A 17,886-nucleotide genomic window follows, 5' to 3' on the forward strand; every position below is an offset into this window, starting at 1 on the left:
AGGGTCCGAACGGGACGTTCTGGCACCCTGATTCGCATGAACTCCATTGCCGTACTGGGCGCGGGCAAGATCGGTGAATCCCTGCTGTCGGGGCTGCTGCACGCCGGTCGGAACCCGGCCGACCTGCTGTTCACCGAACGCCACCCGGAGCGGGCCGCCGAACTCACCGACAAGTACGGCATCGAGCACGTGGAGATCGACGCCGCGGTGCGGCGCGCCGACGTGCTGATCGTCGCGGTCAAGCCGCAGGACATCGAGCCGCTGCTGGACGGGGTGGCGCCGCTGCTGGAGCCGAGCACGCTGGTCGTGTCGCTGTGCGCGGGGCTGCCGACGAAGCTCTACGAGCGCCGCCTCGCCGCGGGCACCCCGGTGGTCCGGGTGATGCCGAACACGCCGATGGTGGTCGGCGAGGCGATGAGCGCCATCTCGGCCGGTTCGCACGCAGACGAGAAGCACTTGGCGCTGGTGGAGGACCTGCTCAGCAGCGTCGGCCAGGTCGTGCGGGTCCCCGAGTCGCAGCAGGACGCGGTGACCGCGCTGTCCGGTTCCGGTCCCGCCTACTTCTTCTACCTGGTCGAGGCCATGATCGACGCGGGCATCCTGCTGGGCATCCCGCGCGCCACCGCGGCCGACCTGATCGTGCAGTCCGCCGTGGGGGCGGCGACCATGCTCCGCGACGGCTCGGAGGGGCACCCGGTGATCCTGCGCGAGGCCGTGACCTCGCCCGCGGGCACCACCATCGCCGGCATCCGGGAGCTGGAGAAGCACGGCGTGCGGGCGGCCCTCATCGACGCGATCGAAGCCGCCAGGGACCGCTCCGTCGAGCTGGGCAGCGCCCACGACTGACGGCGGACCCCGCAGGCCGGGTTGGCTTCTTCGGGGGGTTTCGAGATGTGGTGCAGGCGTCCTGACAGGCGGAAACTCCTGAAACCGGGACGTTCGTGCATCGCAGGATTCCCAGGCGTCCCGCTACTCTCGACAGAGCACGTGCGTGTGGAGTCCGTCGGAGGGGAAGCCGACGGCGCGTCACGTGTCGAAGGACTCGGTGAAGCATGTCTGCGAACTCGGAACCCACCCAGCAAGCACCCCCGCACGTCGGGCAGGTGCAGTTCCTCACCGTGGCCGAAGTGGCCAGGTTGATGCGGGTGTCGAAGATGACCGTCTACCGGCTCGTGCACGCCGGTGATCTCCCAGCCGCGCGGGTGGGACGATCGTTTCGCGTTGCGGAGAACGACGTGCACGCCTATCTGGAGAACGCCTACTACAACGCGGGCTGAGGGCCGCGTTCCGGCGTCATAGCGGGAAAATCGCCGTCCGCCTCCGGACGCGGCACCGCCCGTCCGGAGGCCGCCGGGCCGCTGGGGAGGACCACGTCGTCAGGGGTGCACCGGTGGGCGGGTAGGCTGCGGCATCGGTCGTGCTTGATGCCGGTGCGCTCACCGGCGGTGCGCCACGGGGCAGCACCGGCACGAAATGACATTCGTACCAACGCCGACAGCGAAGGATTCCGCATGGGCTCGGTCATCAAGAAGCGCCGCAAGCGCATGTCCAAGAAGAAGCACCGCAAGCTTCTGCGCAGGACCCGCGTCCAGCGTCGTAAGTTGGGCAAGTAAGGGAACTGCCGGACTCCGGCTCCGCCCGCGCGGTGCGAGACCAGAGTCTCGGGTCTCGCGCCTTCGCCGCCGCCGGCCACTCGGGTCGGCGGCGGTTGCTTTGGCACCCCTGTCCAGGTGGTCCGGGCCGGTTCCGGTTGCCCGGGCCGGGGGCCGCTGGTGGGGTGCACGAGGATCCCGCCGCGTTTCCTCGCACGTAACCGGGGCCACCGCCCGGGCTGGGTAGCATCGTGAACGGAGCTCGTGCTTCGCGGCCGCCGCCCGTCGTCGGCGCGCGAATGCAAGCGATCACCCTCCGGCCGGACTCTCGGGGAGAACCATGGTGCCGAACGTCGTCCTCGTGACGGGTGTCAGCAGCTTCCTGGGCGGGCACCTCGCCGCGCGGCTCGCCGCGAACCCCGACATCGAGCGCGTGCTGGGCGTGGACACCGCGCCCCCGCGGCCCGACCTGCGCCGCCGGATGGGCCGCACCGAGTTCGTGCGCGCCGACATCCGCAACCCGCTGATCTCCAAGGTGATCGCCGGCGCGAACGTGGACACCGTGGTGCACGCCGCCGTCAACTCCCAGTCCGGGCCCGAGGGGCGCGCGGCGATGAAGGAGATCAACGTCATCGGCACCATGCAGCTGCTGGCGGCCTGCCAGAAGGCGCCGGAGCTGCGCCGGATGGTGATCAAGTCGACGACGGCCGTCTACGGCGCCAGCCCCCGCGACCCCGCCGTGTTCTCGGAGGACATGGAGCCCAAGGACCTGCCGTCGTCCGGCTACGCCAAGGACGCCGGGGAGATCGAGGGCTACGTGCGCGGGTTCGGCAGGCGGCGCCCGGACGTGGACATCACGACGCTGCGCTTCACCCACCTCATCGGGCCGCGCATCGACGCGGACCTCACCCGCTACTTCGCGCTGCCGCTGGTGCCGACGGTGCTCGGCTACGACGCCCGGATGCAGCTGCTGCACTCCGAGGACGCGCTGGCCGTGCTGGAGAAGGCGACGACCCACGCCCTGCCCGGCGTGTTCAACGCGGGCGGCGACGGCGTGCTGATGCTGTCCCAGGCGATCCGGCGCGCCGGGCGGGTGGCCGTCCCCGTGCCGCGGCTCGGCGTGCCCGCGATGAGCCGGTTCTTCCGGGGCGCGCGGCTCGTCGACTTCTCCCCGGAGCAGATGCGGTTCCTGAACTTCGGCCGGGTCGTGGACACCACGAAGCTGCGCGAGCGCTTCGGGTTCACCCCGCGCTGGACCACGCAGCAAGCGTTCGACGACTTCGTGCGCGGACGCGACCTGCACCCGGTGATCGACCCCGACCGCGTCACGGCGTGGGAACGCGGCGTCGGTGACCTGCTCGCCCGACTGCGGTGATGGGAGGCCAGATGGCGGACGCCCGAGTGATCCCGCTGCACCCGGCGGATCAGCGGACCGGAGGTGGCGCGCGGCGCGGCGCGGCACCGATGCCGGAGTCCGTCCCCGCGCCGGAGGACGGTGCCGGGGGCTGGGAGGACGCGGTGGCCGACGCGCTGGCCTTCGCCCGCCGCAGGCTGCTCGGCGACTACAAGGTCGACGAGTTCGGCTTCGACGAGGACCTCACCGACCACCTCGTGGTGCCGCCGCTGCGACCGCTGTACGAGAAGTGGTTCCGGGTGGAGGCCACCGGCTTGGAGAACGTCCCCGAGTCGGGGGCGCTGGTGGTCGCGAACCACTCCGGGACGTTGCCGCTGGACGCGCTGATGACGACGGTGGCGCTGCGCGACCACCACGATCCGGGCAGGCACCTGCGGATGCTCGGCGCGGACCTCGTGTTCCGGCTGCCGATGGTCAGCTCCATCGCGCGCAAGGCCGGGCACACCCTCGCCTGCAATCCCGACGCGGAACGGCTGCTGCGGGCCGGTGAACTGGTGGGCGTGTGGCCGGAGGGCTTCAAGGGCATCGGCAAGCCCTACCGGGACCGGTACAAGCTGCAGCGGTTCGGCCGCGGCGGGTTCGTCTCGGCCGCGATGCGCACCAGCGCGCCGATCGTTCCCTGCTCGATCGTCGGCGCGGAGGAGATCTACCCGAAGCTCGCCGACATCCGTCCGCTGGCCAGGCTGCTGGGCGTGCCGTACTTCCCGGTGACCCCGCTGTTCCCGCACTTCGGGCCGCTGGGCATGGTTCCGCTGCCGTCGAAGTGGTACATCGAGTTCGGCGAGCCGGTCGAGACGGCGCACTTCGACGAGGGCGCCGCGGACGACCCCATGGTCGTGTTCAGCCTCAGCGACCAGGTCCGCGAGATCATCCAGCAGACCCTCTACCGGCTGCTGTCCCAGCGGCAGAACGTCTTCCTCGGCTAGGAGCTCAGGAGCGGTCGCGGCGGCGGTAGGCGAGGCCCGCGGCGATCGCACCCGCGACGGCGCTCGCGCCGAGCATGGACTGGGCGCCGATGCGGGCGGCTTTGCGGCCGGTGCGGAAGTCGCGGATCTCCCAGCCCCGGGAGCGCGCGATGTCGCGCAGCCGCTGGTCCGGGTTCACCGCCACCGCCGTGCCCACGGCCGAGAGCATCGGCACGTCGTTGGCCGAGTCCGAGTAGGCCGTGCAGCGGCGCAGGTCGAGGCCTTCGCTGGCGGCGAGCGCGCGCACGGCGTGCGCCTTCGCCCGGCCGTGCAGCATCTCGCCGACGAGCCTGCCGGTGTAGAGGCCGTCGGCGTGCCCGGCGACGGTGCCCAGCGCCCCGGTCAGGCCGAGCCTGCGGGCGATGATCTGCGCCAGTTCCACGGGGGTGGCGGTCACCAGCCACACCCGCTGCCCGGCGTCGAGGTGCATCTGCGCGAGCGCGCGGGTGCCCGCCCAGATCCGGTCGGACATCAGCTCGTCGTAGATCTCCTCGCTGAGCTCGACGAGTTCGGCGACCTTGCGCCCGGCCACGAACGACAGCGCCTGCTCGCGGCTGGCCTGCACGTCGTCGGCGTTCTCCCGGCCGCCGACGCGGAACTTTAGCTGCTGCCAGGCGAATCCGGCCAGGTCGGAGGCGGTGAAGAACTTGCGCGCCGCCATGCCGCGGGCGAAGTGGAACAGCGAGGCGCCCATCATCATCGTGTTGTCCACGTCGAAGAAGGCCGCCGCTGTCAGGTCGGGCGGTGCGGTGAGCGAGCCGCCGGGTTCGGCGCCGGCCACGGCCGCCTCGGCGGAGGCCCGGCCGGCCACCTTCGCGCTGTCGAACGACGCGTCCGCCGGGTCCGGTTCGGCCGGGGTGCCGGGCACGTCGTGTTCAGGGACGTGGTGCTCTGGGCCGTCGTGGCCTGGGTCCCTGCTTGTCGGCACCGCCGCGCCTCCCGGTCTTGCTCCGGCTGGATGAGTCCTTGCTCGGGTCGGTCCTGGATCCCCAGGGCGCTGAGCGGGCCGTTTCCAGTGGTGCCGACCCGGTTCAGCAGGCTTCCAGCTTAGAGGCTCCCTCTCGGCGCGTTGGCGCGGTCCACGCCGACGGGCCGGGACGGAACATGATCGTGATCGCGGGGCTCAGCGCACATCGTCGGGCAGCAGCTGGGCCAGCCGCCGCACGGCGCGGTGCTGCAGGGCTTTGATGGCGCCTTCGCCGCGGTGCATGCGCTGCGCCGTCTCGGTCACCGACAGGCCCTGCATGAACCGCAGCTTGATGCATTCGCGCTGGTCGGGGTTGAGCTGCCGGACGCAGCGCAGCAGTTCCTGCTGGGTGGCGGCGTCGAGCACGTGCTGTTCCGGGCCGCACTGGGCCTGCGGCCGGTGCTGGGCGTCGGTGAGCTCGGGGATGGGCACTTCGAGGCGGGCGCGGCTGGACTTCACGTGGTCCAGGACGAGGTTCTTGGCGATGGTGATGAACCAGGCGGCGACGTCGCGGCCCTGGTAGCTGACGGTCGCGATCCGGCGCAGCGCGCGCAGGAAGGTCTCGCTGGTGATGTCCTCGGCGAGGCAGTGGTCGCTGACGCGGAACAGCACGTAGCGGTAGACCACGTGCGCGTACTCGTCGTAGAGCTTGCCGAAGGCGTCGGCGTCGCCGTTCTGGGCGGCGCTGACGTGCCGCCAGTTCTCGCCCGGCGCGGGTTCGGCCGCGGGCTGCGGCGTCGCGGGTTCGGCCTCCGGCCGCCGCTCGGCGGGTTCGGGGTGCCGCCGCGGTGCCTGCTGGTGCTGCTGGGCGGCCCGGCCGGGCGGGCGGTCCGGGAGGTGCGCGTGCCGGTGGTGGGCCGAGTGGACCGGGGCGGGCAACGTGCTGGTGAGCATTGTCTCGACCGACCTCCTGCCGTGGTGGTGACCCGGCTGTGGTGGCGCTGTGGCCTGCGGGTCACCGGGGGCGTGCTGGTCTGGTGCAACGTGATGATTCGGTCTGCGTCGCCGGAGCATACGTGTTGTTACTCATAAGTAGGTAGTGCTTCGGGGTCTCGGATTCATCGCGGTTGCCTCAGCGCCCCACCGCACGGTTGGGTGATGTCGAACACCCTTTGCGACACTGCGGGGGCGCCGCGAACGGCTCCGCAGGCACGGCGATGGAGGTACGCCCATGTCGACCGATGCGTGCCCACCCCAGGTCACCGGCGGGTCCGGTGCCGCGAACCCCGATGTGAACCTGGCGGATCTCGTGCGGGCCGCCGCCGAGCGCGGGCCCGACCACCCCGCGCTCATCGACATCGCCGGTCACGAGATGAACTGGTCCGAACTCGACGCCGCCGTCACCGGTTTCGGCCGGCGGTTGCTGGACGAGGGCGTGCGGCCCGGTGACCGGGTGGCGCTGGCGCTGTCGACGGGGTTCGAGTTCTGCGTCGCGCTGTTCGCGGTGTTCCGGATCGGTGCGACCGCCGTCCCGCTGCCGCCGACCGCTCCCGGCCCGGAACTGCGCCGGGTGATCGACGACAGCGGAGCCCGGCTGCTGATCACCGTGCGCGGTGACGACTCGGCCCCGGAGGAGGACTTCGGCGTCGCCAGGCTGGATCCGCCGACGGGAACCGAGCGGACCGATCTCGCGCTGCCGCAGGTCACCGCCGACCTCGCCGTGCTCTGCTACACCTCCGGCACCTCGGGACCCGCGCGCGGCGCGATGCTGCCGCACTCCGCGCTGCTGGCGAACGTGCGCCAGTGCGCGCGGCTGCGCCCGATGCCGGTCAACGCCGCCGACCGGGTGCTGCTGGCGCTGCCGATGTACCACGCGTTCGGCCTCGGGCCCGGCATGTTGCAGGTCGCGGCCGTGGGAGCCACCGCCGTGCTGCTGCCGCACTTCGATGCCGACGAGTCGCTGGCGACGATCGCGCGGCACCGGGTGACCTGCGTCGTGGGGGTGCCGCCGATGTACCGGGCGTGGTTGCGCACGCCGCCGGACCGGCTGCGCGAGGGCATGTCCACGGTTCGGCTGCTGACCTCCGGCGCCGCCCCGCTGGGCGCCGACGTGGCCGCGGCGGTGCGCTCGGCGACGGGGCTGGACGTGTTCGAGGGCTACGGGCTCACCGAGACCGGGCCGGTGGTGACCACGACGCTCGCCGGTGAGCGGGCCAAGCCCGGATCGGTGGGTCGCGCGCTGCCGGGCGTGCAGGTGCGGCTGGTCGACGCCGACGGTTCGCCGATGGACGAGGCCGACGGGGACACCGGCCGGGTCGCGGTGCGCGGCGAGAACCTGTTCCGCGGCTACTGGCCGGACGCCGCGCACGGGCCGGACGACGAGGGCTGGTTCCGCACCGGCGACGTCGGCTACTTCGACGCCGACGGCGATCTGCACCTGGTGGACCGGGCCACCGACCTGATCATCGTGAACGGGTTCAACGTGTACCCGAGGGAGGTCGAGGTGGTGCTGGCCGAGCTCGCCGGGGTGCGCGAGTCGGCGGTGGTCGGCGTGCCGGACGAGGCGCAGGGCGAGGCGATCAAGGCCGTCGTGGTCGCCGAACCCGGTGCCGAGCCGACTCCGGAGCAGGTGCGCGCGCACTGCGCCGCCCGGCTGGCGAAGTTCAAGGTCCCCGGCGAGGTCGTGTTCGCGAGCGCGCTGCCGCACTCGCCCACCGGGAAGATCGCCCGCCGGACCCTCCGCTCGCCCGCGCCGTGAGCTCCTGTCTTTGATCTCGGCTTGAGCTGTGGGTCGCTCGGCGGAACCTCAGCGGCTTCCTCGCTGGCAGGACACGACCAGCAACCCCGCGCACCCGGAACGACAAGATCAAAGACAGGCTCCGGGGTCAGCCTGGTTCCCGGCCGGGAATCCCGGCCCCGGGAGGTCGGTACCTTGAGGTGAGGTCTGGTCGAGGAGGTCGGAAGTGCCGGAGTCCGCGGGAACGGGGCGCGCGGTCACGTTGCTGGTGCGCGAGCGGTGCCACCTGTGCGACGTGGCGCTCGCAGAGGTGCGCGAGGTGTGCGGCGAGCTGGGCGTGCCCTGGTCGACCGAGGACGTGGACGCCGACCCCGAGCAGCGCGCGGAGTACGGCGACCGGGTGCCGGTGATCCTCGTCGACGGTGTCGAGCACGGGTACTGGAAGGTCGAGCCCGACCGCCTCCGCGCGGCGCTGACCCGCTGACCGCGTCAGGCGGCGGCAGGACGGCCGAAGACCGCCGAGCCCGTTTCGCCCGTTCGGCCCTGGCGGCGCGCGTTTCGCGGCCCGGCCGGGGTGCTCGGCCGCGAAACGCCTGGAGCGCGGGGCGTCGCGCCGGGTGTGTCGTTTCGCACCGAGCCGTCGGCCGCACGATCACCGCCAGCCTCGCGCTGATCGTCAACCGGAGCCGGATGCCTGCCAAGGCGTCCCTCTGACCAGTCGTTTTGGTTCGCGAGGGGCGCATCCGACATCATGGTGCAGGGTGGTCGTGCGGTCGCTGAGGCGGTCGCGCACGGACTTTGTGCCTGTCTTCACAAATGGCTACGGTGGTCTCTGAGCCGTGTCATCGAGGTCAGCGGTTCGCACCCTGGTTCACGCCGGTGCGCCGCTCGATCAGCGAGCGCGGCGGACGAGCATCACCAAGGCAGGTCAAGGGAGAGCCAGTGACGGCCCACGGAGAGGGCGAGCGGGACGCGGCCGGGCAGCCGGCGAACGTCCCGTCCGGGTCACCCGAATCGATCGCGGTCCCCGCCGCACGCGAGCGGGCGCGGGCCATTCCAGAGGCGGCCGTCGCCCGCCTGGCGGTGTACCTGCGGGTGCTGTCCGGCCTCGACGAGCGCGGCACCACCACCGTGTCCAGCGAGGAACTCGCCGCCTTCGCCGGGGTGAACTCCGCGAAGCTGCGCAAGGACCTGTCCTACATCGGCTCCTACGGCACGCGCGGCGTGGGCTACGAGGTCTCGGTGCTGATCGGGCAGATCGAGCGGACGCTGGGGCTGACCAAGAAGCACCGCGTCGCCGTCGTCGGCATCGGCAACCTGGGGCACGCGCTCGCCAACTACGGCGGCTTCCTCAACCGCGGCTTCCCGGTGGCCGCGCTGTTCGACCTCGACCCGGACCTGCTGGACGTGCCGGTCGGCGGCATCCCGGTCAGCGCCGTCGACGACATCGTCGACGTCTGCCGCGATCGGGAAGTGACCATCGGCGTCATCGCGACCCCGGCCGAAGGGGCGCAGGAGGTCTGCGACCGCCTCGTCGAAGGCGGCGTCGTGTGCATCCTGAACTTCGCCCCGGTCGTCCTGCGGGTCCCCGAGCACGTCGAGGTCCGCAAGGTCGACCTGGCGGTCGAGATGCAGATCTTGTCGTTCCACGTCGCCCGCCGCAATCAGGAGGCGGCGGTGGTGCCCGGCATCGCCGGGGGCACCGACGCCGGCCCGCCGGGCGACCGGGTGAACGGCAACGGGAACTCGAAGTCCGCGCTGGAGCGCGGTGATGTGGACGGGATGGTGGTTCGGCCGTGAACCTGCTCACCGTCGGGCTCTCCCACCGGAGTGCCCCGGTACGGGTGCTGGAGAGGGTCGCGATCGGCGCGGACGACGTCGACAAGATCCTCGGCGAGCTGCTCGACCGCCCGCACATCAGCGAGGTCTTCCTGGTCTCCACCTGCAACCGCGTCGAGGTGTACGCGGTCGCCGAGACCTTCCACGGCGGGCTGGGCGACGTGACCGAGGTGCTGGCCAGGCAGGCCGGTGCCGAGGTGGCGGAGCTCGCCGACCACTTCTACGTGCACTACGCCGGTGCGGCCGTCGAGCACCTGTTCTCCGTCGCGGCGGGGCTGGACTCGATGGTCGTGGGCGAGGCGCAGATCCTCGGGCAGCTGCGGCAGGCCTACGGCGTCGCCGACCAGGCCGGGACCGTGGGGCGCACCCTGCACGAGCTGGCGCAGCAGGCGTTGCGCGTCGGCAAGCGGGTGCACGCCGAGACCGAGATCGACGCCGCCGGTGCCTCCGTCGTGTCGGAGGCGCTGTCCGACGCCGAAGCGGTGCTGGGCGGCGTGGCCGGTCGGCGCGCGCTGCTGGTCGGGGCGGGCTCCATGGGCGGATTAGCGGCCGCCCAGCTGCGCCGTGCCGGGATCGGTTCCGTCGCGATCGCGAACCGCACCGCCGCCAACGGCGCCCGGCTCGCCGAGTCGCTGCGCGCCGAGGGGATCGAGTCGAGCACCGTCGAGCTGACCGGGCTGAGCTCCGCGATCGCCGCCGCCGACCTCGTCGTGACCTGCACCGGAGCGGTCGGAGCCGTCGTCACCCGGGACGTCGTCGCCGAGGCCCTGCGGGACCGGCCGGACACCGGGCAGCCGCTGCTGTTCTGCGACCTCGGCCTGCCGCGCGACACCGCGCCCGAGGTGGCGGAGCTGCCCGGCGTGGCCGTGGTCGACCTGGAGACGTTGCAGGCCCGCCTGACCGCGCAGCGCGGTGGCAGCGAATCCGAGCGCGCCGCGGCGATCGTCGCCGACGAGCTGCGCGGATACCTGGCTTCGCAGCGCTCCGCCGAGGTCACCCCGACGGTCACGGCGCTGCGCAAGCGCGCCGCCGAGGTCGTCGACTCCGAACTCCTGCGGCTGGACTCCCGGCTGCCCGAGCTCGACGGCGCGGTGCGCGACGAGCTCTCCCGCACGGTGCGCCGCGTGGTGGACAAGCTGCTGCACTCCCCGACGGTGCGGGTGAAGGAACTGGCCGCCGTTCCCGGCGGCTCCGGTTACGCCGAGGCGCTGCGGGAACTCTTCGAATTGGACCCGCAGGCGCCGACCGCGATCCGCACGCCCCGCTCCGCGGAGGACGTGCCGGTGACCGGCGCGCGGTCCGCGCAGGCGTTGCTGCGGGACGCGCACGGCCAAGAGCCTGCTGAACAGGATGGTGAGGACCGGTGAACAAGACGCTGCGCATCGGCACCCGCGGTAGCGCGCTCGCGATGGCCCAGAGCGGCATGGTCGCCGAGCAGCTGGAGGCGGCGGGCTACCCGACCCAACTCGTCGAGGTGTCGACGCCGGGCGACCGCTCGATGGCGCCGATCGCCGAGATCGGTGTCGGCGTCTTCACCTCCGCGCTGCGCGAAGCCCTCGCCGACGGCGAGGTGGACGTCGCCGTGCACTCCTACAAAGATCTGCCGACCGAACAAGACCCCCGGCTCTCGCTGGCCGCCGTCCCGGTCCGGGAGGACCCGCGGGACGCGCTGGTGGCGCGGGACGGTCTGACGCTCGGTGAACTGCCTCCGGGATCCCTCGTGGGAACCGGTTCGCCGCGTCGCGCCAGCCAGCTGGAGGCCTTGGGCCTCGGTCTGGAAGTGCGCGGCATCCGCGGCAACGTGGACACCCGCCTGCGCAAGGTGACCGACGGTGAGTTGGACGCCGTCGTGCTCGCACGCGCCGGGCTGGCCAGAGTCGGCCGGCTCGCGGTGATCACGGAATCGCTCGATCCACTCCAGATGCTGCCCGCGCCCGCTCAGGGTGCGCTGGCTGTGGAATGCCGCGTCGACGACGTGGACACCGAGCACCTGCTCCAGTCCGTTCTGGATGACCAGGCCAGCCGCGTCGCGGTGGCCGCCGAGCGCGCCATGTTGGCAGCGCTGGAGGCAGGCTGCAGTGCGCCGATCGGCGCGCTGGCCGAGGTGGTGGAGGACCTCGACGAGGACGGCAGCGTGGCACAGCGGCTGTCCGTTCGCGGGGTCATGGCGACCGACGAGAATCGTTTGGTGCGCGCCTCCGCCACTGGTGAGACGACCGCCGCAGAGCAGTTGGGCCTGGCCTTGGCCGCCGAGCTGCTCGATGCCAGGGACGCTTTGCTCAGCGGTCCCGGTAGTAGTTGATGGGGAGTGCCCTGATGACACGCAAGAGCCCAGGACGGATCGCATTCGTGGGCTCCGGCCCCGGTGATGCGGGACTGCTCACCGTTCGGGCGAGATACTTGCTCACCGCAGCTTCGCTGGTGGTGACCGATCCAGATGTGCCCGCCGACGTCGTCGCGCTGGCCGCCGACGGTGCCGAGGTGCGGCCCGCCGTGGGGGAACCCGCGGAGGTCGCGCAGAACCTGGCCGACGAGGCCGGTACCGGCCGTTCGGTGGTCCGGCTCGTCGCCGGTGACCCGCTGACGGTGGACGCCGTGGTCCGGGAGGTCCGCGAGGTCGCCCAGACCGGTGCGGCGTTCGACGTGGTGCCCGGTGTCTCGCCGGGCAGCGCGGTGCCCGCCTACGCGGGCGTCGCGCTCGGCGCCGGTCACACCGAGGTCGACGTGCGCGGCGAGGTGAACTGGGCGGCGCTGGCGACCGCACCGGGTTCGCTGGTGCTGCACACGACCGGCAGCCACCTCGCCGAGGCCGCTTCGGCGCTGATGGAGCACGGGCTGACCGCGCAGACGCCGGTCGCCGTGACCTCCTCGGGCACCACCGTCTCGCAGCGCACGATCGACACGACGCTGGCCTCGCTGCCCGCCGACGCGGGCGAGCTGCAGGGCCAGCTGGTGGTGACGATCGGTTCGGTCACCGCGGAGCGGTCCGGGCTGTCCTGGTGGGAGTCCCGCGCGCTGTACGGCTGGAAGATCCTGGTGCCGCGCACCAAGGAGCAGGCCGGTTCGATGAGCGAGCGGCTCTGGTCGCACGGCGCCGTCTCGCACGAGGTGCCGACGATCTCGGTGGAGCCGCCGCGCAGCCCCGCGCAGATGGAGCGCGCGGTCAAGGGCCTGGTCGACGGCCGCTACCAGTGGGTCGTGTTCACCTCGACCAACGCGGTGCGCGCCGTGTGGGAGAAGTTCCGCGAGTTCGGGCTGGACGCCCGCGCGTTCTCCGGTGTGAAGATCGCCTGCGTCGGCGAGTCCACCGCGGAGAAGGTGCGCTCGTTCGGCATCACGCCGGAGCTGCTGCCCTCGGGCGACCAGTCCAGCGAGGGCCTGCTGCAGGACTTCCCGCCGCACGACGACATCCTGGACCCGGTGGACCGGGTGCTGCTGCCGCGGGCGGACATCGCCACCGAGACGCTGGCCGCCGGACTGCGGGAACGCGGCTGGGAGATCGACGACGTCACGGCCTACCGGACCGTCCGGGCCGCGCCGCCGCCGGCCGAGACCCGCGAGATGATCAAGACCGGCGGGTTCGACGCGGTGTGCTTCACCTCCTCGTCGACCGTGCGGAACCTGGTCGGCATCGCGGGCAAGCCGCACGCGCGGACCCTGGTCGCCTGCATCGGCCCGAACACGGCCGAGACGGCCAAGGAGTTCGGCCTGCGGGTGGACGTGCAGCCGGAACTGGCGCAGGTCCCCGCGCTGGTCGACGCGCTGGCCGAGCACGCGGCCCGGCTCCGCGCCGAGGGCGCGCTGCCGCCGCCGAAGAAGGCGAAGCGGGCGCGCCGCAGCTGAGCCGAGTGGCCCGGATCTCGTTCACGACGGGGTCCGGGCCACCGTCGTCCTCCGCCCTGGCAGGCTCACCGAGGGGGAGGAAACGGACACCCTGCGCGGGTGCCCGAACGAAGATCAATCCGAGCGGGTGGCCGCCCGCGGTCGCCGCTCATCGCCGCGAGGGAGCTCGCCGATGTACCCGTCGCACCGCCCGCGCAGGCTGCGCCGCACCGCCGCCGTGCGCAGGCTGGTCTCCGAAACGAGCCTGGAGCCGCGGCACCTGGTGCTGCCGATGTTCGTGCGGGAGGGCCTGACCGAACCGGTCGAGATCACCTCCATGCCGGGCGTGTTCCACCACAGCCGCGACTCGCTGCGCCGCGCCGCCTCCGAAGCGGTCGCCGCGGGCGTCGGCGGGCTGATGCTGTTCGGCGTGCCCGCCGAGCACGATGCGACGGGATCGGGCGCCGTGGACCCCGACGGCATCCTCAACGCGGGCCTGCGCGACGTGGCAGCCGAGGTCGGGGACGCGACGGTGCTGATGGCCGACACCTGCCTCGACGAGTTCACCGACCACGGCCACTGCGGCGTGCTCGACGAGGACGGCGCCGTGGACAACGACCGCACCCTGCAGGTCTACGCCGAGATGGCGGTGGCGCAGGCCGACGCGGGCGCCCACGTGATCTCGCCGAGCGGGATGATGGACGGCCAGGTCGGCGTGATCCGGGAATCGCTGGACGTGACCGGGTTCGAGGACACCTCGATCCTCGCCTACTCCGCGAAGTACGCCTCCGCGTTCTTCGGCCCGTTCCGGGAGGCCGTCGACTCGCAGCTGACCGGGGACCGCAACACCTACCAGCAGGATCCGGGCAACGGCCGGGAAGGCCTGCGCGAAGCGGACCTGGACCTCGCCGAAGGCGCGGACATGGTGATGGTGAAGCCCGCGATGTCCTACCTGGACGTGCTGCGGGACGTGGCGAGCCTGTCCGACGTGCCCGTCGCCGCCTACCAGGTGTCCGGCGAGTACTCGATGATCGAGGCCGCCGTGGCGCGCGGCTGGCTGGACCGCCGCCGCACCGTGCAGGAGACGTTGACGTCGATCCGCCGGGCCGGCGCGGACATCGTGCTGACCTACTGGGCGACCGAGGCCGCCCAGTGGTACCGGGAGAGCTTGGGGATCAGGTGACGGCGCCGCAGCACCCCGACCGCGTCGGCGGTCCGGGTTCCGACCCGGCGGCGGACCGGCCGCCGTTGCCGCGCCTGCTCAACGTGGCGCGGTGGCTGTGGATCGCCGCCGCGCTGCTCGGCCTGGTCCGGGCCTACGTGCAGCTCAGCGACCGGCGGCAGTTGTCGACCGACCTGCGGGCGGCGCTGCCGGACCTGTCGCAGACGCAGCTCGACGACGAGATCAACGGGCTGATCACGTTCAACCTGCTGTACCTGCTGGCGTTGCTGGCGCTGTACGTGTCGCTGTCCACGCGGATGACGCAGGGCCGGAACTGGGCGCGGGTCGTGCTGACCGTGTTCGGTGGCTTCGGCGCGTTCGGGACGCTGGGCTCGCTCGTGCTGATGTCGCAGCTGGGGCAGGCGGAGCTGATGCGGCTGACCCAGGTGCGCGTCGAGCCCTCGGACCTGGTCTTCGGCGTGCTGGTGACGGCGGTCGAAGTGGCGGCCCTGGTGCTGATGTTCCTGCCGGAGTCGAACCGGTTCTTCAGCGAAGCCAAGCGGCCCCGGCCGCCGCGGTCCGCCGGGGCGCCGGGCGGATCCTTCCTCCGCTGAATCGGCTGTTTCCCCGCGTCCGGACCGTTCGTGGCGGCGGCGGTGGCACCGCGTGATCTAACCTCGATGGTGTGACAGCCTCGCAAGATCCGGAAATCCGCTCGCCGCAACCCGGTTCCGCCGCGGGGGAGCCGCACGGTTCCCGCGACGGCGAGTACCGGCTTCCGGACGCGCAGGTCTCCGGTGGCAGGCTCACCGGTGCTCCGCGCTCGCCGCGCGCTCCGGAGAGCGCCGCCCCGCGGGCCGCCGCCCCGCCGCCCGAGACGGGGCCGGTCGCGTTCACCGGTTCTCCCGGGCAGGTGTGGGTCGAGCCGTCACCGGCGGGGCGGCCCCGCGCGGTGACCATCGCCTGCGCGCTCGGCGTCGCCGACGTGGTGATCGCGTTCGTGATGCTCGGCGCCCGGCTGGCCACCACCGACGACCTGATCGTGCAAGCGATGGGGGAGGCCGACGCGTTCCTGCCGAACGACGGCGACATCAGCGGCGTGTACTACGGCGTGACCACCGGGCTGATCGCGCTCTACGCGCTGCTGGCGGCGGTGTGGGGCCTGCTGGTGCTGTTCATGGGGCGCGGCCGGAGCTGGGCGCGGGTGGCGCTGACGACCGTCGCGTTCGTGTGGGCGGTGTCGACGCTGCTGTCGCTGGTGGGCACCCGATCGCCCGGCCAGCTGCTGACCTCGCTGGAGGTCGTGCAGGCCGTGGCCCTGGTGGCGACGATGGTGTGCATGCACGTGGCCTCCACCCGGGACCACTTCAGCGGCCACGGATGAGTGCCGCGCCTCGCGGAGGGGTTCGTTTTCCCGGAGCCGGTGGACAGCGGACTTGCCGGATTTCTACTGTTCTGGGGTGACGTCACCGCACGACCCCTGGCAGCAGGCCGGACCTCCGCCGCCGTACCCGTCGGCCCCGCCACCCGGCGCGACGCCCTACGGGCCTGCGCCCGGCGGGTTCCCGCAGTCCGGATACGACTTCGCGGAGCCCGCGCGGCCGGTCGCGGTCGAATGCGCGTTCTGGATCGCGATCGTGGTTCCGCTGCTGGTCACCGTGCTCTACGCGGTGAACTCGATGCTCACGCAGAGCTTCCTGACCGGCACGGTCGGCTCGGACAGCGGAGATCCGGCGCTGAACCAGGAGGTCGTCGGCCTGATGGCGGGCATCTCCTTCGCGGTCTTCCTGTTCGTCGTCGTGTTCGAGGTCGTGCTGACCGCGCTGTGGATCACGTTCGGGTTCAAGCTGCGGGCCGGGCGCACCTGGGCGCGGGTGGTGCTCACCGTGTTCGCCGCGTTCTGGGCGCTGTACTCGGTGGGCGGGCTGATCACCGGTGAGCCGGGGCTGACCGGCGCGCTCGCCGCGGACACCCCGACCCCTGCGGGCATCGTCGCTCTCGGCTACGCGCAGAGCGCCGTGGGCCTGCTGGCGATGGCGGCGTTCCTGGTGCTCGTGCACCTGCCCGCGTCGAACCGGTACTTCCAGGCGTCGAGGTTCCCGCGTTGATCGAATCGACCGAACCGCCCCGCTCGTTGCAGGCGGCGATCGGGTTGTGGGCCGCGCTGGCCGCGTTCCTGCTCGTGCAGACGGTGTTCTCCTGGGCGGACCGCGAGGAGCTGGAGCGCCAGCTCGTCGCCCACCACGTCGCCGCCCCCGACCAGGCGGGGGCCGTGACGCTGGACCGGCTGCTGCTCAACACCGCCCTGGCCGTGGTCTTCGCCGCCGGTTACGTCGCGGCGGGGGTGCTGCTCCGCAAGCGCAGGCCGTGGGCCAGGATCGGGGTCTGCGCGTTGTTCGCGGTCCAGCTCGTGATCGTGCTCGGCGGATTCTCGTTCTCCGCGGCCAACCTGATCGTGCTGGCCCTCGGCGGCGCCGCGGCCTGGTTCAGTTGGACGACGTCCAGTACGAAATGGGTGACCGGCGAGCATGGATGAAGCCGAGACCGGACCGGTGCTCTACGCCGAGCCCGGCTCGACCTGGTGGCCGGTGCTGTGGGGGCCCGGTTTCGCGCTGGTCGGGTTGATCGTCGAGCTGGTCACGCCCGCGGGCGGCGTGAACCTGGCGGTGTGGGTCCTGCTGGCGGGCGTGCTCGCCGGGGCGGCGGTGCTGTGGGTCCACGCCCGGCGGCGGGCGCTGGCGGTGCGGCTGACGCCGTCGGTGCTGACCGTGGGCCGCGAGGACGTCGAGCTGGCCCGGATCGCGTCGATCACCGACGTCGGGGCGCCGCTGGGGGCGCGGGTGCTCGGCGGCGGCTTCACCACGCCGAAGGGCACCGGCGAGATCCCGCTGCGGTTATCCGACGACAAGGTCGTGCTGGCCTGGGCGAAGGACCCGGCGACGCTGATCGACCGGCTCCGCCCCCTGCTGCCGGAGAGCTGATCGTTCCGGGTGGCCGTGCGACCGGTGCGGGCGGGATGCGTGAGACGCTGCTCCGGTGACGTTCCCGGAACCGTGGTCCGCTGACGGGCCGATGCTCAGCGAGAACACCGCGGACGCGGCCGAACCCCGCGCCGGACTCGCCCAGCCGTGGCGGGCGGCGGTGGCGGCGGCCGAACTCGTGCTCGTCGCGGCCCTGGTCGTGCTGGCCTGGTGGTGCTGGGGCCGCGCGCAGCTCGCAGTGGAGGTGTCCGGCGCGACCGGCGTCCCGGTGCGCTCGACGCGGATCTTCGGCGACTGGGCCGCGCTCGGCATCGCGGCCCCGACCTTGGCGGCCGTGCTGTTCGTGGACGCCGTCCGCCAGCTGATGCTCGCCTGGGCGGTCCGCCGCCCCCCGCGCCGGGATTCCGCAGCCTGACGGGTGCGCGACGCACCGCGCCGCCCCGGCGAGGGTGGGACCGGTCACTGCG

General features: G+C 72.4%; 20 protein-coding genes. 18 read left to right on the plus strand and 2 right to left on the minus strand.

The genetic code is table 11. From position 1 onward, the window contains the following. The first annotated feature begins 36 nt into the window (after window positions 1–36). The 5 genes from proC (at window position 37) to ACWD38_RS12280 (ending at window position 3,932) form a co-directional block, all read left to right on the plus strand. Entirely contained in the window at window positions 37–846 is an 810-nt protein-coding gene (gene proC / locus ACWD38_RS12260; protein ID WP_184475985.1) for a pyrroline-5-carboxylate reductase, read from the plus strand. Window positions 847–1,052: 206 nt separating this feature from the next. Continuing rightward, window positions 1,053–1,277, plus strand: a complete 225-nt coding sequence (locus tag ACWD38_RS12265; RefSeq protein ID WP_184475987.1) for a helix-turn-helix domain-containing protein — start codon at window positions 1,053–1,055, stop codon at window positions 1,275–1,277. Between the two features lie 234 nt (window positions 1,278–1,511). Then, complete coding sequence (locus ACWD38_RS12270; RefSeq protein ID WP_003402602.1) at window positions 1,512–1,613, plus strand: 30S ribosomal protein bS22; 102 nt, start codon at window positions 1,512–1,514, stop codon at window positions 1,611–1,613. A gap of 319 nt (window positions 1,614–1,932) precedes the next feature. Continuing rightward, window positions 1,933–2,967 (plus strand): NAD-dependent epimerase/dehydratase family protein, encoded by a 1,035-nt coding sequence (locus ACWD38_RS12275; RefSeq protein ID WP_184475989.1) that lies wholly within the window; start codon window positions 1,933–1,935, stop codon window positions 2,965–2,967. 11 nt (window positions 2,968–2,978) lie between these two features. Next, window positions 2,979–3,932 (plus strand): lysophospholipid acyltransferase family protein, encoded by a 954-nt coding sequence (locus ACWD38_RS12280; RefSeq protein WP_450124077.1) that lies wholly within the window; start codon window positions 2,979–2,981, stop codon window positions 3,930–3,932. 4 nt (window positions 3,933–3,936) lie between these two features. Here the strand turns inward: ACWD38_RS12280 and ACWD38_RS12285 are convergent, their stop codons facing one another. Both ACWD38_RS12285 and ACWD38_RS12290 read right to left on the minus strand, forming a co-directional pair. After that, window positions 3,937–4,839, minus strand: a complete 903-nt coding sequence (locus ACWD38_RS12285; protein WP_184484552.1) for an HAD-IB family hydrolase — start codon at window positions 4,837–4,839, stop codon at window positions 3,937–3,939. Between the two features lie 255 nt (window positions 4,840–5,094). Then, window positions 5,095–5,832, minus strand: coding sequence for a sigma-70 family RNA polymerase sigma factor (locus ACWD38_RS12290; RefSeq protein WP_450124078.1), 738 nt, complete (start codon window positions 5,830–5,832; stop codon window positions 5,095–5,097). 277 nt (window positions 5,833–6,109) lie between these two features. Between ACWD38_RS12290 and ACWD38_RS12295 the strand changes: the two genes are divergently transcribed. The 13 genes from ACWD38_RS12295 to ACWD38_RS12355 all read left to right on the plus strand — a co-directional run bounded on the left by ACWD38_RS12295 (window position 6,110) and on the right by ACWD38_RS12355 (window position 17,834). After that, window positions 6,110–7,636 carry a class I adenylate-forming enzyme family protein gene (locus ACWD38_RS12295; protein WP_450124079.1) on the plus strand — a complete coding sequence of 509 codons (1,527 nt, stop codon included), beginning with the start codon at window positions 6,110–6,112 and terminating at the stop codon, window positions 7,634–7,636. Window positions 7,637–7,841: 205 nt separating this feature from the next. Next, the gene (locus ACWD38_RS12300; protein WP_184475997.1) at window positions 7,842–8,099 is read left to right on the plus strand and encodes a glutaredoxin family protein; all 258 of its coding nucleotides are present in this window, start codon (window positions 7,842–7,844) and stop codon (window positions 8,097–8,099) included. Window positions 8,100–8,557: 458 nt separating this feature from the next. Further along, window positions 8,558–9,415: a redox-sensing transcriptional repressor Rex gene (locus ACWD38_RS12305; protein ID WP_184475999.1), complete on the plus strand. Its 858-nt coding sequence runs from the start codon at window positions 8,558–8,560 to the stop codon at window positions 9,413–9,415. Next, on the plus strand, window positions 9,412–10,821 hold the full coding sequence (locus ACWD38_RS12310; RefSeq protein ID WP_450124080.1) for a glutamyl-tRNA reductase: 1,410 nt from the start codon (window positions 9,412–9,414) through the stop codon (window positions 10,819–10,821). The genes ACWD38_RS12305 and ACWD38_RS12310 overlap by 4 nt, the downstream gene beginning before the upstream one ends. Beyond that, window positions 10,818–11,756 carry a hydroxymethylbilane synthase gene (gene hemC / locus ACWD38_RS12315; RefSeq protein WP_184476003.1) on the plus strand — a complete coding sequence of 313 codons (939 nt, stop codon included), beginning with the start codon at window positions 10,818–10,820 and terminating at the stop codon, window positions 11,754–11,756. Before ACWD38_RS12310 ends, hemC begins: the two co-directional genes overlap by 4 nt. Further along, complete coding sequence (locus tag ACWD38_RS12320; RefSeq protein WP_425503507.1) at window positions 11,756–13,297, plus strand: bifunctional uroporphyrinogen-III C-methyltransferase/uroporphyrinogen-III synthase; 1,542 nt, start codon at window positions 11,756–11,758, stop codon at window positions 13,295–13,297. Before hemC ends, ACWD38_RS12320 begins: the two co-directional genes overlap by 1 nt. A 172-nt stretch (window positions 13,298–13,469) precedes the next feature. Further along, window positions 13,470–14,459, plus strand: coding sequence for a porphobilinogen synthase (gene hemB / locus ACWD38_RS12325; protein ID WP_184476007.1), 990 nt, complete (start codon window positions 13,470–13,472; stop codon window positions 14,457–14,459). Then, the gene (locus tag ACWD38_RS12330; protein ID WP_184476009.1) at window positions 14,456–15,052 is read left to right on the plus strand and encodes a hypothetical protein; all 597 of its coding nucleotides are present in this window, start codon (window positions 14,456–14,458) and stop codon (window positions 15,050–15,052) included. The genes hemB and ACWD38_RS12330 overlap by 4 nt, the downstream gene beginning before the upstream one ends. A 71-nt stretch (window positions 15,053–15,123) precedes the next feature. Beyond that, entirely contained in the window at window positions 15,124–15,822 is a 699-nt protein-coding gene (locus tag ACWD38_RS12335) for a hypothetical protein (RefSeq protein ID WP_450124081.1), read from the plus strand. 76 nt (window positions 15,823–15,898) lie between these two features. Continuing rightward, window positions 15,899–16,546, plus strand: a complete 648-nt coding sequence (locus ACWD38_RS12340) for a hypothetical protein (RefSeq protein ID WP_450124082.1) — start codon at window positions 15,899–15,901, stop codon at window positions 16,544–16,546. Further along, window positions 16,543–16,974, plus strand: coding sequence for a hypothetical protein (locus tag ACWD38_RS12345; protein WP_450124083.1), 432 nt, complete (start codon window positions 16,543–16,545; stop codon window positions 16,972–16,974). The genes ACWD38_RS12340 and ACWD38_RS12345 overlap by 4 nt, the downstream gene beginning before the upstream one ends. After that, window positions 16,967–17,419, plus strand: coding sequence for a hypothetical protein (locus tag ACWD38_RS12350; RefSeq protein ID WP_184476017.1), 453 nt, complete (start codon window positions 16,967–16,969; stop codon window positions 17,417–17,419). Before ACWD38_RS12345 ends, ACWD38_RS12350 begins: the two co-directional genes overlap by 8 nt. A 55-nt stretch (window positions 17,420–17,474) precedes the next feature. Further along, window positions 17,475–17,834: a hypothetical protein gene (locus ACWD38_RS12355; RefSeq protein ID WP_450124084.1), complete on the plus strand. Its 360-nt coding sequence runs from the start codon at window positions 17,475–17,477 to the stop codon at window positions 17,832–17,834. The last annotated feature ends 52 nt before the right edge of the window (window positions 17,835–17,886 follow it).

Source organism: Saccharopolyspora sp. NPDC002578, from assembly GCF_053592695.1.

Excerpts from the sequence above, each read along its gene's own strand:
- proC (WP_184475985.1), top strand. The coding sequence starts at position 37 with ATGAACTCCATTGCCGTACTGGGCGCGGGCAAGATCGGTGAATCCCTG.
- ACWD38_RS12265 (WP_184475987.1), top strand. The coding sequence starts at position 1,053 with ATGTCTGCGAACTCGGAACCCACCCAGCAAGCACCCCCGCACGTCGGG.
- ACWD38_RS12270 (WP_003402602.1), top strand. The coding sequence starts at position 1,512 with ATGGGCTCGGTCATCAAGAAGCGCCGCAAGCGCATGTCCAAGAAGAAG.
- ACWD38_RS12275 (WP_184475989.1), top strand. The coding sequence starts at position 1,933 with ATGGTGCCGAACGTCGTCCTCGTGACGGGTGTCAGCAGCTTCCTGGGC.
- ACWD38_RS12280 (WP_450124077.1), top strand. The coding sequence starts at position 2,979 with ATGGCGGACGCCCGAGTGATCCCGCTGCACCCGGCGGATCAGCGGACC.
- ACWD38_RS12290 (WP_450124078.1), bottom strand. The coding sequence starts at position 5,832 with ATGCTCACCAGCACGTTGCCCGCCCCGGTCCACTCGGCCCACCACCGG.
- ACWD38_RS12295 (WP_450124079.1), top strand. The coding sequence starts at position 6,110 with ATGTCGACCGATGCGTGCCCACCCCAGGTCACCGGCGGGTCCGGTGCC.
- ACWD38_RS12320 (WP_425503507.1), top strand. The coding sequence starts at position 11,756 with ATGGGGAGTGCCCTGATGACACGCAAGAGCCCAGGACGGATCGCATTC.
- hemB (WP_184476007.1), top strand. The coding sequence starts at position 13,470 with ATGTACCCGTCGCACCGCCCGCGCAGGCTGCGCCGCACCGCCGCCGTG.
- ACWD38_RS12350 (WP_184476017.1), top strand. The coding sequence starts at position 16,967 with ATGGATGAAGCCGAGACCGGACCGGTGCTCTACGCCGAGCCCGGCTCG.